This is a genomic window from Thalassotalea euphylliae (assembly GCF_003390335.1).
Taxonomy (GTDB): domain Bacteria; phylum Pseudomonadota; class Gammaproteobacteria; order Enterobacterales; family Alteromonadaceae; genus Thalassotalea_F; species Thalassotalea_F euphylliae_B.
Window position 1 is genome coordinate 2,006,586 of record NZ_QUOU01000001.1, and the last position, 14,563, is coordinate 2,021,148.

Sequence of the window (14,563 nt, forward strand, 5' to 3'; positions counted from 1 at the left end):
CTTATCAATTGCTGAGGCACAGCAGTAGATAACTCAGAGTAATACTTGTGTTTCAAATCGCGAATAAAGCAAAGCGAGTTAACGGCCATTACTTTAGCTTTGCTTTTGTGGTTGCCAGCATGTTGTCTAAAGTCTGTTGCAGGCTTTGTATTTCGTTAATAGACAAGCCCATTAACGCACACATAGTTTCTGGAATTTGAGCCGCTTGCGTTTTTAATTCCCTGCCATGAGGGGTTAGTTGGATATTCACCGAGCGCTCATCTTCACGGCTGCGCTCTCGCGTTAATAAGTCTGATTGCTCCATGCGTTTTAGCAAAGGTGAGAGTGTGCCAGTATCTAAGTCTAATTGCTGACATAGCTTTTTGATAGGTACGGCTTGCTCTACTTGCCAAAGTGCTAACATCACCAGGTATTGTGGATAAGTTAAGCCCATTTTTTTTAATAAAGGGCTATACAACTTGGTTAGGTTTTTATTCAAGCTGTATAGCCTGAAGCACAACTGCTTTTCTAGCGTTAAATGCTCACTCATTGTTATTATTTACTTCCTCGCCCATTGACTACAGTAGCGCTTTAATTGCTGGTTCAATGGCTTGTGGCTTGGTGATACTGCCATAACGCTGCACCACTTTACCGTCGCGACCTACCAAGAATTTAGTAAAGTTCCACTTGATGCCTTGGCTACCTAAAATACCAGGAGCCGCTTGTTTTAAGTGCTGATAAAGCGGGTGCGTATTGCCACCATTAACATCAATTTTGGCGAACAAAGGAAATTGAATATTAAAGTTTAAGTCACAGAATGATTTTATTTCCTCGTTGCTTCCTTTTTCTTGCTCTTTAAACTGATTGCATGGGAACGCCAATACTTCTAAACCCTGATCTTTGTATTTATCGTAGAGTTTTTGCAGTCCTTCATATTGAGGGGTAAAACCACAAGCACTCGCAGTATTAACAATCAGTAGTACTTTGCCTTCGTATTCCTTTAGCGAGACTTCTTCGCCGCGGTAATCTTCCGCGCTGTATTCATAAACGGTTGACGTCATGTGAGTTCCTTATCTTTAGTGAATTAAACTTTAGTTTTGTGATTTATTATTGTGCAATATTAAGTTGTACGCAATATAAAATAATAAGGTTCAGTCGATATTTAAAAATACACAAAGAAATTCTACACAGCACTTTTTACTTGGTACATGAGTATTCGCTCGTTTTAAGTGTATCCATTATCGACTTTATCTGTTTGCAAGTTTTTGTTTTTCCGTGTAAATGATGCGTTTTAATTTCTCTTGACATCCAAATGTTTATTGAAATTAATAAAGACTATTCAATAAGATAGTTAGTCTGAAAGTCGCATTGGCAGATTTAAAAATACCGATAAAGCCAAAAAGTTAAGATAATTAAAAAGCAGTGCTGATCTATCGACGTTTGGTGAATTAGATCGTAATTAATTGAAGCTTGGTAAGTCGAGGTTTAATCAATCGAAGTGATGCTCGTAAATTTTAAAGGAGAGGGGATATGGCAAATGTTGCATTTATTGGGTTAGGGGTAATGGGTTACCCGATGGCAGGGCATCTAGCCAAAGTGGGTCACCAGGTACATGTTTATAACCGTACCACGAGCAAAGCTCAGCAATGGGTAACAGAATTTGGTGGCGAGTATTTTGAAACACCAGCACTTGCAGCTTCAGGCTGTGAGATTGTGTTCTCGTGTGTAGGCAACGACGACGATGTGCGATTGGTGTGCTTGGGAGAAACAGGTGTACTTGCTGGTATGTCGCCGGGCAGTGTGCTTGTTGATCACACCACCGCCTCAGCAGAGCTTGCGCGAGAATTGGCAAATATTGCTAACCAGCAAGGCGTTGGCTTTTTAGATGCCCCGGTCTCAGGTGGGCAGGCTGGCGCAGAAAATGGCGTGCTGACTGTCATGCTAGGCGGAGATCAGCAAGTTTACGATAACGCGCAACCTGTGATGGCCGCTTATTCTCGTTTTACGCAGTTAATGGGCGATGTCGGCAGTGGTCAGCTTGCTAAAATGGTGAATCAAATTTGTATTGCAGGCGTGGTGCAAGGTTTAGCTGAAGCGTTCACCTTTGCTGATAACGCTGGTTTAGATCCAGACCTACTCGTTGAGACTATCTCCAAAGGGGCAGCAGGTTCATGGCAAATGGAAAACCGCTATAAAACCATGTTTGCCGGTGAGTATGACTTTGGCTTTGCGGTTGATTGGATGCGAAAAGACCTTGCCATTGCATTTGCCGAAGCGAAGAAAAATGGTACTGCTTTGCCGATGACTGAAATGATCGATGGCTTTTATCAAGAAATTCAAGCAAAAGGGGGGAGCCGTTGGGATACCTCGAGTTTGATTGCACGCTATAAAAAGTAGCAAGTATTGAAAACAAAAGATGTAGGTTTGTTGTCGAGTACCGAGTGAATAGAGCTGAGCGCACATCAATGTCACTCAGCTCAATTTTCATTAAGTTACCGATTTTACTGCTGTAAATACTGGTAAAGCGCTTTAAGTACCGACATCTTCCCTGCGTTATCTTCATGCTCGTGCACTAGGTTTTCTAGGCGGATCATAAATTCATCGGCGCTGAGTATCCCTTTACCACCAAATTGAATTTTGTCTTGGCAGTATTGCTGCCACTTTTGTTTTTCTGCTGCCGATAGCGTGTAAGGATAGTTTCTGGCGCGATAGCGAAATAACATGACTGGCAAGCGCTCATCCTGAAACTCAAATTGATGTTGTGCCAGCTGTTCTGGCGTTAAGCCATGTAGCACAGCCATTTGTGCTTTATCCGCGGCTGAGAAAAATGCACCGCCGTAAAGGGCGTGCTCGGCATCAACGGATTCGCTGTCGTCATAGTCTGGGGCAAACACTAGGTTTAGTTTGTCGATGATTTCTCGGTGTTCTTTTAACTTACTTAAATTCGCTAAGCATTGTTCACGAGGAATAGCTAACCGAGCTGCGTTTTCCGGCAGTAGTGTTTTTGCTGGTGCAACAACAGGGCACTTGTTTAAATGAATCAGCTTTACCGGGATCGGCAGTTCATCTGCTGCTAAATCACTGTAACGCGTGTACAAACGGGTTTTTATTTCATCTGCGTTTAATTCAAATAGGGGTGAAGGATCACGAGCTAAATCAATCGCTATCACTGCATTTTTATTGGTTGGGTGATAAGCCAATGGTGCAAACCAGCTAGTGCAACCGTGTTGAGAAGATATTTTGCTAGAGGTATGGACGACAGGCGTCATGTTGTATACGTCAATTAGCTCTGCGACCTGTTTTTTATTGCGAAGCTCAAATAAAAAGTGATAAAGCTTAGGCTGTTTTTCTTTAATTAATTTTGCCATCGCAATGGTTGCGTACACATCGCTCATGGCATCGTGTGCTGCTTCATGGCTGATGCCATTGGCAGCCGTTAATAGCTCCAAACGAAAGCTGACGCGTTCTTCACCGGTATCTTCATCAGTGATTTTCGGCCATTCAATACCTTGAGGGCGCAGAGCATAGCAAGCGCGTAGCATGTCGATAATGTCCCAACGGCTGTTACCGTTTTGCCACTCCCTTGCATATGGATCGTAAAAATTACGGTAGAGCAGGTAACGCGTTACTTCGTCGTCAAAACGAATATTATTGTAACCTGCCACACAAGTATTTGGCGTAGTGAATAGTGCGTGAATACGATCGGCAAATTCAGCCTCTGGTAGCCCATCAGACATCGCCTTTTGCGGGGTAATTCCAGTTACTAAAGCCGCTTCTGGATTGGGCAGATAATCAGCAGGGGGCTGGCAATAGAAAACTTCCGGCTCGCCAATAATGTTTAAGTCTAAATCGGTGCGAATTGCTGCAAATTGCGATGGTTTGTCATATTTAGGGCTTACACCCCAAGTTTCAAAATCGTGCCAAAGAATGGTCGGCTGGTTGGTCATATGCGAATTATCGTTGTTTTTTAGTCTGTTATGGTCAAAATTACCACAGTTGTTAGTGGTGGAATATGCGTAGATTGACCGATAGTGATAGCTGTCACTTTATCATAGTTAACGCTGAAATGGCTTATTCACTTGACTTAATCACTTGAATAGCCTTGAAAGTTATTGCTATAAGTCATGTCAATAGTGAAATAAAAACGTCATCTTTCGATGTGTAGCTATAGCTTTACGTTATGGGTTGGGTAATTTATGTACATTTTAAATGTTGCAACTTTATTGCATATTAACCTTGAACTAAGCGCACACGGCAGGAAATATCATGGCTCAACAACAACCGTCAAACACAAACGTAGAAACCATTGTTAATCAAATTAACGAAACCTTGCAGCAATTACCGAAAGTGGTTTCGGCAAAATCTAAGGTGGTTAAACAAGATTTAACGCGTAAATATCAAGTTGAGTTTCTTGGCGGTCAGACGCAACAGTACGTGCTGGGCTATAACTAATTCTGCGTTTTTACGTAACGCATCAACTAAAGTAATTGCAAGTTTAGGCTTGTGATAACCAACAATCTTGCTTTTTCTGATGCGGCTGTTGGCTGTCTGTGAAAGCTGTCCATCTAGAGCACTTCCAGATAAGGCACGTCAAATAAGCCAACCTATATAAGCCAAGTCAGAAAAGATATCCCCAAACAAAAGAGCAAGCGACATTAATGTGGTTTGCTCTTTTATTTTCTTCTGTTGAGCCACTCAATTTAATACGACGAAAGCCAAACTTTTAACACTATTTTCCAAGCTTATGCCATGAAGGCACTTAGTTGAAAGCCATTCTGTATTGCGTTATTAATCAAGTTTACCGATTTTGAGTGTATAGAGTGTTTATCACAACTACTGCATTGCCTATCTAATACCAATTGAAATAAACATGTGATCTAATAGTTATGATTTTTCAATGATTAGATCATCATGCATCAACCAATAGAATTAAAAAAACTTGCCCAACAAGAGAGTGATGCGAGAGTCCGAATAAGATTGCTCGCCATTTATCACTTTTCACTCGGCCAAAATAGAGCACAAATAGCTAAATTGCTTGGTGTTGCTCGCGGTAGTGTTAATAAATGGGTTAATAAGTATCTCTCTGGTGGGCTTAAAGGGCTGCAAACCAAAGTAAATACAGGTAGACCCTCGAAACTATCACAAGCGCAACTGAACCAATTGTCAGCATTTGTGTTATCTCATGTCGAAAAAGACAGTGGTGGCAGGCTGATTGGGGAAGATATTCAAAAATTCATCGATAAAAAATTTGATGTCTCCTATTCACTGCGCAATATTTACCACTTATTACATGCACTTGGATTTAGTTGGATAACGAGCCGCTCCAAGCATCCTAAGCAATCCGAACAAGCCCAAGCGGTTTTTAAAAACCTTCCGACTGGAAACGATCCGTAACACTCCATGGCACGTTCAGCCCGAAGACATTGATGTATGGTTTCAAGATGAAGCGCGTTTTGGACAGCAAAACCAAGTGACAAGATTATGGGCTAAGAAAGGGAGTCGCCCCAGAGTGGTAAGGCAGCAGCAGTTTGACTATGGCTATTTATTTGGTGCTGTTTGTCCTTCAACAGGCCAAACCGAAGCGCTAATTACGCCGCTCGTCAATAAAGCGATGATGACAGAGCACTTGTCTCAAATATCCAAAGCTACACCTCAGGGTAGACATGCGGTGGTTATCATTGATGGTGCGGGGTGGCATACAATGGATACAGCTAGTCCATTTTCTAATCTTACGCTAATCAAGTTGCCACCCTATTCACCAGAGCTAAACCCAATTGAGCAAGTGTGGCAATGGTTACGCCAGCACTGTTTATCTAATCGTGTATTCAGCGGGTTTGATGAAATAGTAGAGCAGGTTTCAGTCGCTTGGAACACATTCATTTCGGATATTGATAGAGTGAAAAAACTTTGTACTCGCGATTGGATTAAAGTGGTCAGATAATTATTTCAATTGGTATAAGTATTGCGCTCAAATCTACCTCTTTAACTTGGCGTTCAAATTTAGTGCTCTTAAATAGCCCGCCAGAATAAGTAATACGCTGAAAAGCTTCGCAAGCTTGCCAATTAATTTTTAGGGTTACCTTTTAAGCATGTAGCTAAACGATTGTAAGTGTCTAATAGCTGGTGCGGTCAAGGTTTTGATTGTCTTGGCTAAGGGGAAAAGAGCTGATAGGCAAATAGAGAAAAGAAGTCCAGTAGTTGGGTAGGCGGCGCAATAGAGGGCTTGCTAAAAGTAAAAAGGCGACAAGCATCGCCTTTTTAGGTTGTTCAAATGTGCCTAATAACTAGATTTACGCTAGAAGATAATAGTGAAAAGTGTGAGCTAAAACGCAGCTGCCAATAACTTATTCAACTAATGCAGTTTTTCGTTATTTTTGAGCATAGTTTGCATTAACGTATTGGCTGCATCTTTGGCGAGTTTGTCAATAAAACTTCGGTCAGTATTATCACCCATTTCGTAAGTGATCGCGTGCACATCAAATTTATCCGCAACGTACTGTTTAAACACGCCCATCTGTGGGTTGTTACCTGGTTTTTGAATCACGTTAAAATCAGGGTACTGGCTGTCTAGTTTGTTCAACCAGTTATTAACCAAGTAGGGCTGTTGCACACCGTAATCGTTTGGCATGGTATAAAAAATGTCTTTATGGGTAGAGTGGAAGTCTACGGCCATCGCTACCTTGTCACCGCGAGCCACTAACTCTGTTAGTAACTTATCAACCGCGATAACCTCAGGTTGTTTGAATTTGTTCCAATCTCGGTTCAAATCAACACCATTGGCGTTGTGACGCCAAAAACCCAATTCAACACCGTCAGGGTTCATATTAGGCACAATCACAATATTGTATTGCTGGCGGAAGTAGCGCGCTAACTCACTGTTGCCAAGCAAAGTATCAACAAATGGGAAAAGAGCCATTGCACCTGTGACTTCTGGCGGGTGTTGGCGGCCAAGCACAACCAACCACTGTTTTACTGCAGGTTGATTGGTAATTATTTGATAGATTGGCTTACCCTTAACGGATTTGCCAATCACCTTGTGATCAATAAATTCAAATTGACTTAATTCGTTGCCCCAATCGACATAATCTTGGTTGGTGATCAGCTCTTGTCCAGCAATCCACGTAGTTTTTGGGCCGATATTAAGTTTGACGTTCATTTTATCATCAACCACTTGGTAATCGACGGCTTGCCAGCTTTCACCATCGTGACTAACTTTTGGATGATAGCGATGCGTTCCATCTTCAACGGTTAGGGTTAACGTTATTTCTTGTGGTTTCTCACTGATCAATTGGAATGCGTACCAAGGGCTGTTATTTATCGGCTTATTTTCAGGTAATAACTTTACGGTTATGCGTTTGTTTTGCTCGTCAATCACACAATTTGTCATTAAGGCGTCTGATGTCGCATTGGGAAAGTCGTTCAAAAGTTGAATTTTGTTACTTTGACAGGCAAAACTACTTGCCGCAAAAAGTGTGAGCAATGCAGAAGTGACGATTCTTTTCATAACTTTAACTTCTTTAGTTTTTGTTGGTAATTCATCATGATTTTAATCAAATACTCGCATATTACTGCGTTTTATCGAAGAACAAGATGACGGGGTGTATGTTTAATAAACAGTTGGCAGCTCAAATCGCTAATTTGGGCAGGATAACTGTAATACCGCTAACCTTGGTTAAAATTAGAAGAATTAACAATTGACTGTTAAGTGTTGTGCTATAACCTTAGGTTATGGGTTCGGGCTGATTCGCTACAGTACGATAGCGGAAAAAATTGCTACCGTTAAAATAATATCTAAAACGCAGGTACAAACGTGTACCAAAAAAACAGCGAGAAAGCGTGTGAGAAATTATAACAAATCAGCACTGTTCGTGGTTATCTTGGGGTTAATTTCTGCGATCTATGTGAGCCAATTTGTGCCTAAAACTTGGTTAGAGCAAACGCTAGTTTACGAAGTCTACCAAACTGACAACGGTCAAAATGCATACACTTATCGCGATAAGCAAGTCATTATTGATGACCTAGTGCCGTATCGCGATTCAGTGCTCAATCAAGCCACACTCAACAATGTCACTGAACCAGCGTTAAGTGAGCAATGGGTAATTGATGATGAGGGGATCATTAAGCAGCTTAAACCCGCATTCCACTATGGCTTTTGGTCATTATTACCAGCACTTATTACCGTTGCTTTGTGCCTTATCACCAAAGAGCCGCTCAGTGCATTATTTACTGGCATTATTACCGGTGCATTAATGCTCGGGGAGTATGACATTACCGACAGTGTAATTATTCCGCAACTTGCCAAAGAGGGCAGTGCTGCGCTCTTATTGCTGTACCTTTGGTTACTTGGGGGCTTGTTAGGGGTTTGGGCGAAAACAGGTGCAGCGCAAGCCTTCGCGGATATGATGACGCGAAAGTTTGTGCGCGGGCAACGCTCGGCAAAACTGGTGTCATGGTGCTTAGGTGTGTTGTTTTTCCAAGGGGGAACCATGAGTACTGTACTTGTTGGTACCACGGTAAGACCTTTGGCCGATAAAGCAAAAGTTAGTCACGAAGAAATGAGTTACATCGTCGATTCGACGGCTTCACCGATTGCTGCTGTATTAGCTTTTAATGCTTGGCCGGCTTACATTCAAGCGCTAATTTTTGTGCCTGGCGTGGCGTTTTTGGCAACCGAGGCTGATCGTCTCGACTTCTTTTTCAGCAGTGTGCCGTTTAGTTTTTACGGTATTTTGGCGGTGCTAGGCACCTTGCTGCTCAGTTTAAATATCACAACGTTTTCAGGTCGAAGAATTCGCGAAGCACATCATCGCGCCAACACAACAGGGCAACTAGACGCGCCTAACGCTCAGCCGTTAAGCGCTAAAGAGTTGCAAGGTAGCGCAGTACCTGAGGGTTACCGACCACATTACTTTGAATTTATTTTCCCTTTGGTGACTTTAATTGGTATTGCGATTTTCACGTTTATTTTCATTGGCTCGCCAAAAGTAAACTGGGCATTTGGCGCAGCATTAATGCTAGCGATTGGCATGGCGCTGTTAAAAGGCATGAGCCTTAAAAATGTGATGGACGGTTTAAACCTTGGCCTAAAAGGCGTGGTGTTTGCCTCGGTGATTCTCATGATGGCGGTGATTATTGGCTTTATGAGCAAAGAAACCGGCGGCGGGTTGTATTTAGTGTCTTTATTGGGCGAGCAGTTACCTTATTGGGCGCTCCCCATCACCTTGCAGTTAATTACCATGGTGATTGCGTTTTCAACAGGTACTAGTTGGGGCACTTATGCGATTGCGTTTCCACTAGCAATGCCGCTTGCTTGGGCAATAAGCCAGCACCAAATGCTTGCACACCCAGAAATGTACATGATGATCTGTTTTGCAACGGTACTTAACGGTAGTATTTACGGTGATCAATGTTCACCAATTTCAGACACGACAATATTAAGTGCGATGACAACCGGTTGTGATTTAATGGATCATGTTAAATCACAAATTGTACCAGCAACATTTGCGGCAGCAACGGCTGGTGCGTTGTGGACATTATGCGTGATGTGGCTGGCGGCATAACAGCCAGCCCTTGTGCAATGAATAGCAACTGCTCGGCTTTGCCAAGTCGTTAATAAAGATAATAATTAGGAGGGCAGATGAGACTTCGACATATAGAGGTGTTTCATGCCATTTATTCAACAGGCTCAATTACCAATGCGGCGAAAATTTTACATGTGTCGCAACCGTCGGTAAGTAAAGTATTAGCCCATGCTGAAATGCAATTGGGGTTTCAACTGTTTGAGCGCTTGAAGGGGCGTCTGATCCCTACCAATGAAGCTGAAATGCTATTTGACGAAGCAGATAAGATTTATCAGCAAATGCGGTCAATCAACAATACCGCAGAGAACATCAAAAAATCGGAATATGGCAATATTAGTATTGCGGTAACGCCCGCCCTTGGGTTTGACGCTCTACCTGTGGCTATTGCTGACTTTCAAAAGGTGCATCCGAAAGTAAATTTTCAGGTACAAACGGTTCATAACGACGAAGTTATGCAATCGCTGTACGAGCATAAATGTGATATTGCTGTGGTCTTCTCGCCCACGGCGATGGCCGGTGTGGTTGAAACCGTGTGTGATCAATCAGAATTGGTGGTGATGTATCCCAAATCCCTGTTTCCAGAGCAGCCAACATCTTTGAGTTTGACCGATTTAAAAGGCCTGCCGTTTATTGATATCAGCGACAGTGGTCCATTAGGTGACCAACTGTGGAAGCGCATGATGAAGGAAAATATCAAGCTGCAATCGACGATAAAAGTTCAAACATATTTTATTGCTGCGCGTATGGTTGCCAATGGCGCTGGTGTGTGTGTTGTTGATAAATACACGGCTTACGGCAACGCGATGGAAGATGTGGCGTATGCATCGTTCAATCCAAGCTTGTCGTTTAATGTCAGCATGTTGCATTTAGAAAACCGCCGTTTATCGGTGGCGGCAGACGACTTTATGCAATTCCTCATTCAACAGATTCAACGTATTTAGCTGCTGTTTTTACTCTAGTAGTTTTAAAAAACTCGGGAAAAGAACACTTTTCCCGGTTTGTTTTCATCACCTTTGGCTCCCATAATTAATGATCAGAGGTTATGGACGCTGTTATGTTCTGGCAAATTCATGCTAACGACTCGCTCATTCTCTGCCTTTTTCAAACCTTTTGTGATTGTTATTGGATACCTTTCTTTTTATACGCTAGCTTGCGGTTCACGTTGATTTTTATAAGGTTTTTAATCATCACATGCTCAATTGGTTGTGAAAGGAGTCATTGATAACCGTTGGCCTCTTTGATTGTACAAATTTTGTATAACCTCAAGTTATGAGAGCGGAAACAGACGCTATTTTTCAAAATGGCAGACACACTCTAAGCTGATTTCAAGTTTTAAAATTTTGAATTACTTAGCTAAAGGAAATGATATGCAAATTGTCGGCCCTTATTTACTTTTCATTGGCGATGCAACTGATGCCTTATCTATCAAAATGGCACGTGGCGTGGCCGACTTCCGACCTGAGCTTTGTATTGGTGAAATGCAAGTTGAAGGTTGTCAGGTAACTACTGGCTTGCCGCAACTCACCATTGCTGAGGCTGTAGCTAAAGGCGCAAAAACATTTGTACTAGGTTTTGCAAACAGCGGCGGTGTATTAGACCCTAAATGGCACCCATACATTTTAGAAGCACTAGCTGCTGGTATGGATGTAGTGAGTGGCTTGCACGAGAAAATGGCTGATGTGCCAGCGCTTGCCGAAGCTGCGCAACACAATAACGTTAAATTGCTTGATATTCGCCACCCCGACGGTGAATTCAAAACAGGTACAGCAGAGCCGCGTCAAGGCAAGCGTTTGTTAACTGTCGGTACAGACTGCTCTGTAGGTAAAATGTATACCTCGTTAAGCCTTGAAAAAGCAATGAAAGACAAAGGCATAGACGTCGACTTCCGCGCTACTGGTCAGTGCGGTATTTTGATCGCTGGGCAAGGGGTTGCTATTGATTGTGTTATCTCTGACTTCATTTCAGGTGCGACAGAATCATTATCGCCAGATAACAGTGAAGGTCACTGGGATATTATTGAAGGCCAAGGCTCACTCTCACACCCTGCATTTGCAGGTGTTAGTATGGGGCTATTGCACGGCTCTCAGCCTGATGCATTGGTGATTTGTCATGCGTTAAATCGTCACCATATGCGCGGTTTACCAAATACTAAGTTCCCTAGCTTGCAAGAGACCATCGAACTAAACGTACAAGCCGCGAAACTAACCAATCCAAACGTTAAAGTAGCGGGCATTGCAGTTAACACATCAAGTGTTAGCGTAGAAGAAGGCCGTGCTATTTGTCAGCAAATTAGTGAAGAATTATCACTACCATGTGTTGATCCTGTGCGTGATGGTTGTGACGCTATTGTTGAACGCCTACAGCAGGAGTTTTAATGATGAGTGCCGCTATTAGCCTAAAATATCGACAAATTGACTTCCCGCTGGCGCAAGTATTTCGCATCGCTCGCGGTGCCAAAACTGAAGCAAAAGTGGTTGAAGTTACGCTGATGCAAGATGGCAAGGTAGGGCGCGCAGAATCTGTGCCTTACAACCGCTATCAAGAAACCATAGGCAGTGTTGCAAATCAGTTAGATTACGTACAAAGCCGGTTAGCAAGCGGTGTTGATATTGATCTTATTTTAGCGGCTATGTCACCAGGTTCAGCGAAGAACGCGATTGATTGTGCCTACTGGGATTTGAAAGCCAAGCTAGCAGGTAAAACCGTATCGCAGTTGTTGTCGCTGAGTGAACCAGCGTCATGTATTACTGCTCAAACCTTGAGTATTGATACGCCAGAAGCGATGGCGCTAGCGGCGGCGGCACTTGATCATCCCCCACTGATTAAAGTGAAGCTTGATAATCAAGACATCGCTGAAAAAATGCAGGCAATTTACAAATCATCACCGCATAGTCAGTTTATTGTTGATGCTAACGAAGGCTGGAGCCTTGAGCAGCTAGTTGATAATGCTCAACTACTGGCTGATTGCAATGTGGCTTTGATTGAGCAGCCGTTATCTACGGGTGAAGATGCCGATCTCATCGATATTAATTTACCTGTCGCGCTCTGTGCTGATGAATCTTGCCATACGCGTAAAGATTTAGACTATCTAGCCGCGCGTTACCAAGCGGTTAACATCAAGCTTGATAAGACGGGGGGATTAACCGAAGCCGTTGCACTTGCACAAGAAGCCCAAGCACTTGGTTTAGACATTATGGTTGGTTGTATGGTCGGTAGTTCACTGGCGATGGCACCAGCTTATCTGCTGGCATCACAAGCAAAATACGTTGATTTAGACGGCCCTGTGTTAGTCGCTAAAGATCGTGAATATGGTTTTAATATTGATCGCGGCGTGATGTCGGCACTTGACCACAGATTATGGGGTGGTGCTAGCGCAAATTACGGCGAATAACAGGCATTTTAGCAAAGTTAATGAATTAGCGGCCTTTTATCTAGTTTAGGTTGGCAGTGAACTAACTTTGAATGGCTAACCAGCATTTAGTTTTTCTGAAATTCTCCTGTCTCAGCCCCTATATGGGGCTTTTTTTCGTCCATTTAATATCTACGTGCTCTCGGACGATGTAACGTAAAGGCATGTAGCGGTATATCAGTGAAGCTCAAAAAGAACTCGACTGACACCATAGTCTCTTGTTATATTTTCAATTTATCTCTTAGCCCTTGAGGGGCTAGATAAAGAATAGTTTTACCCTTTTTACTCTTAGTAGAAATAAGCAAGTCTTCGTCAACAAGTCCATTTAAATATGTTCTAGCCGTACCCTCGTTAATATCAAAATCTGTTGATACCTGTTTTGAAGTAAATATTTTGCCGGGTTCTTTTACAGCGTCTTTTAATAATTCCAACTGAGCACGTTTAAGTTTCTTGGACAGTGGGCTTTTTTCAATCCATTCCATGAACTGATAAAACTCACTTTTCTTAGCTTCAATATGGTTTTGAAGAGCGTCTACAGCCTTTCTAACAATTTCTGTTTGATGATAAATAAAATAAGTTAAATCTAAGTCATCTGTCTCCGTATAAATATATGCAGTATCGTAATCACTTCTTTTTTCTTGTATTAGTTTACTAATAGAAACGTATTCAAAAAGCCAATACCCACTTCTTAACATAAACCAATAAAACAATGCTCTCGCTGTTCTACCATTTCCGTCACCAAAAGGGTGGATAAAACCTATCATAAAGTGAAGTATGATAGCTTTCACAAGAGGATGAATGAAACTATCACTGTTTTCACCGTCATTACATTGGTTTGCAAATTCACATAGAAGAGTTAGCCGTTCTTTTAAAGATTTATAGCAAGGAGGTTCATGCGCGATTTCGTTATACATATCTTTAACTGTAATATCGTTATCGTTACGAATTTCACCAGGTATTGCATTATTATCAATTGCATTGTGTGTAGCTATTTCATGGAGTTCCAATAACAAAGCTATACTTAATTCTTCATCTTTTCTTTCAACTACCTTTTTCATCAGCAGATAATTATTAAATATCATTTGTTCTGACTTGTCAGAGGGTTTTCTATTATTCTCCAACATGTCTTTTGCCACTTTTCTTGTGGTGGATGCTCCTTCGAGTTGTGATGATGTTATCGCTTCTTCCATCATCAAGTTCTTTACTAAATACCGATCTTTTTCTCGTGCAGTAATAAATGAACCATCACCAATTGAATGACCACCACCAGTTAATTTATCAATATGATGTAGCTGAGAGAATAATGAGTCAGGCACACAATAACTAAATAATTCTCTTTCTTTTTTTCCTTGTAAGGGCTCTATGTATTTAGTAATAGTTTTTCTAGAAAGCTTAGTTGCTATCCAAGCAGCAGTTTCATCATCACCTTTTTCAACCTTCCACTTAAACTTATCCCAGTGAAGATAGTTACCTTTAGGATCTGTGGCTTTATATTTTGCCAATAAATGAATAAAGTTTTGCGGGAGCGTCTCTTCCATTAATTTATTAAATGGAATGGGAGTTCTTATCCGTGCCATAAAACACCTGAAAAAAC

The 14,563-nt window shown here is 41.9% G+C and carries 12 protein-coding genes; 7 read left to right on the top strand and 5 right to left on the bottom strand.

All coding sequences use genetic code 11. The features are described from left to right. Positions 1-88: 88 nt before the first annotated feature. Together DXX93_RS08800 and DXX93_RS08805 are read right to left on the bottom strand one after the other, a co-directional pair. Complete coding sequence (locus DXX93_RS08800; protein ID WP_116007778.1) at positions 89-529, bottom strand: MarR family winged helix-turn-helix transcriptional regulator; 441 nt, start codon at positions 527-529, stop codon at positions 89-91. A 28-nt stretch (positions 530-557) separates the two neighbouring features. Continuing rightward, complete coding sequence (locus DXX93_RS08805) at positions 558-1,040, bottom strand: glutathione peroxidase (RefSeq protein WP_116007779.1); 483 nt, start codon at positions 1,038-1,040, stop codon at positions 558-560. Positions 1,041-1,509: 469 nt separating this feature from the next. Here DXX93_RS08805 and DXX93_RS08810 point away from each other — a divergent pair, with 469 nt between their 5' ends. Next, on the top strand, positions 1,510-2,376 hold the full coding sequence (locus tag DXX93_RS08810) for an NAD(P)-dependent oxidoreductase (protein ID WP_116007780.1): 867 nt from the start codon (positions 1,510-1,512) through the stop codon (positions 2,374-2,376). A gap of 104 nt (positions 2,377-2,480) precedes the next feature. Here the strand turns inward: DXX93_RS08810 and sbcB are convergent, their stop codons facing one another. Next, positions 2,481-3,926, bottom strand: coding sequence for an exodeoxyribonuclease I (gene sbcB, locus DXX93_RS08815; protein ID WP_116007781.1), 1,446 nt, complete (start codon positions 3,924-3,926; stop codon positions 2,481-2,483). A gap of 319 nt (positions 3,927-4,245) precedes the next feature. Between sbcB and DXX93_RS08820 the strand changes: the two genes are divergently transcribed. Beyond that, entirely contained in the window at positions 4,246-4,431 is a 186-nt protein-coding gene (locus DXX93_RS08820) for a hypothetical protein (RefSeq protein ID WP_116007782.1), read from the top strand. Between the two features lie 459 nt (positions 4,432-4,890). Continuing rightward, positions 4,891-5,920, top strand: a protein-coding gene (locus tag DXX93_RS08825) for an IS630 family transposase (protein WP_374188926.1) whose coding sequence is annotated in 2 segments (ribosomal slippage) — positions 4,891-5,349 and positions 5,351-5,920 — 1,029 coding nt in all. Because the reading frame shifts where the segments join, the coding sequence is not laid out codon by codon here. 411 nt (positions 5,921-6,331) lie between these two features. Here the strand turns inward: DXX93_RS08825 and DXX93_RS08830 are convergent. After that, on the bottom strand, positions 6,332-7,483 hold the full coding sequence (locus DXX93_RS08830; RefSeq protein WP_116007784.1) for a M14 family metallopeptidase: 1,152 nt from the start codon (positions 7,481-7,483) through the stop codon (positions 6,332-6,334). A gap of 334 nt (positions 7,484-7,817) precedes the next feature. Between DXX93_RS08830 and DXX93_RS08835 the strand changes: the two genes are divergently transcribed. From DXX93_RS08835 to dgcA, 4 genes are all read left to right on the top strand, one after another. Next, positions 7,818-9,539: a Na+/H+ antiporter NhaC family protein gene (locus DXX93_RS08835; RefSeq protein ID WP_116009890.1), complete on the top strand. Its 1,722-nt coding sequence runs from the start codon at positions 7,818-7,820 to the stop codon at positions 9,537-9,539. Between the two features lie 77 nt (positions 9,540-9,616). Further along, a complete protein-coding gene (locus tag DXX93_RS08840) occupies positions 9,617-10,501 on the top strand; it encodes a LysR family transcriptional regulator (protein ID WP_116007785.1) in 885 nt (294 codons plus the stop codon). Between the two features lie 426 nt (positions 10,502-10,927). Further along, the gene (gene dgcN / locus DXX93_RS08845; protein ID WP_116007786.1) at positions 10,928-11,935 is read left to right on the top strand and encodes an N-acetyltransferase DgcN; all 1,008 of its coding nucleotides are present in this window, start codon (positions 10,928-10,930) and stop codon (positions 11,933-11,935) included. After that, positions 11,935-12,951: an N-acetyl-D-Glu racemase DgcA gene (gene dgcA / locus DXX93_RS08850; RefSeq protein ID WP_258872632.1), complete on the top strand. Its 1,017-nt coding sequence runs from the start codon at positions 11,935-11,937 to the stop codon at positions 12,949-12,951. Before dgcN ends, dgcA begins: the two co-directional genes overlap by 1 nt. Before the next feature lie 239 nt (positions 12,952-13,190). Here dgcA and DXX93_RS08855 read toward each other — a convergent pair whose 3' ends face one another. Beyond that, entirely contained in the window at positions 13,191-14,546 is a 1,356-nt protein-coding gene (locus DXX93_RS08855; RefSeq protein WP_116007787.1) for a Fic family protein, read from the bottom strand. Positions 14,547-14,563: the final 17 nt, after the last annotated feature.

Excerpts from the sequence above, each read along its gene's own strand:
- DXX93_RS08800 (WP_116007778.1), bottom strand. The coding sequence starts at position 529 with ATGAGTGAGCATTTAACGCTAGAAAAGCAGTTGTGCTTCAGGCTATAC.
- DXX93_RS08805 (WP_116007779.1), bottom strand. The coding sequence starts at position 1,040 with ATGACGTCAACCGTTTATGAATACAGCGCGGAAGATTACCGCGGCGAA.
- DXX93_RS08810 (WP_116007780.1), top strand. The coding sequence starts at position 1,510 with ATGGCAAATGTTGCATTTATTGGGTTAGGGGTAATGGGTTACCCGATG.
- sbcB (WP_116007781.1), bottom strand. The coding sequence starts at position 3,926 with ATGACCAACCAGCCGACCATTCTTTGGCACGATTTTGAAACTTGGGGT.
- DXX93_RS08820 (WP_116007782.1), top strand. The coding sequence starts at position 4,246 with ATGGCTCAACAACAACCGTCAAACACAAACGTAGAAACCATTGTTAAT.
- DXX93_RS08830 (WP_116007784.1), bottom strand. The coding sequence starts at position 7,483 with ATGAAAAGAATCGTCACTTCTGCATTGCTCACACTTTTTGCGGCAAGT.
- DXX93_RS08840 (WP_116007785.1), top strand. The coding sequence starts at position 9,617 with ATGAGACTTCGACATATAGAGGTGTTTCATGCCATTTATTCAACAGGC.
- dgcN (WP_116007786.1), top strand. The coding sequence starts at position 10,928 with ATGCAAATTGTCGGCCCTTATTTACTTTTCATTGGCGATGCAACTGAT.
- dgcA (WP_258872632.1), top strand. The coding sequence starts at position 11,935 with ATGATGAGTGCCGCTATTAGCCTAAAATATCGACAAATTGACTTCCCG.
- DXX93_RS08855 (WP_116007787.1), bottom strand. The coding sequence starts at position 14,546 with ATGGCACGGATAAGAACTCCCATTCCATTTAATAAATTAATGGAAGAG.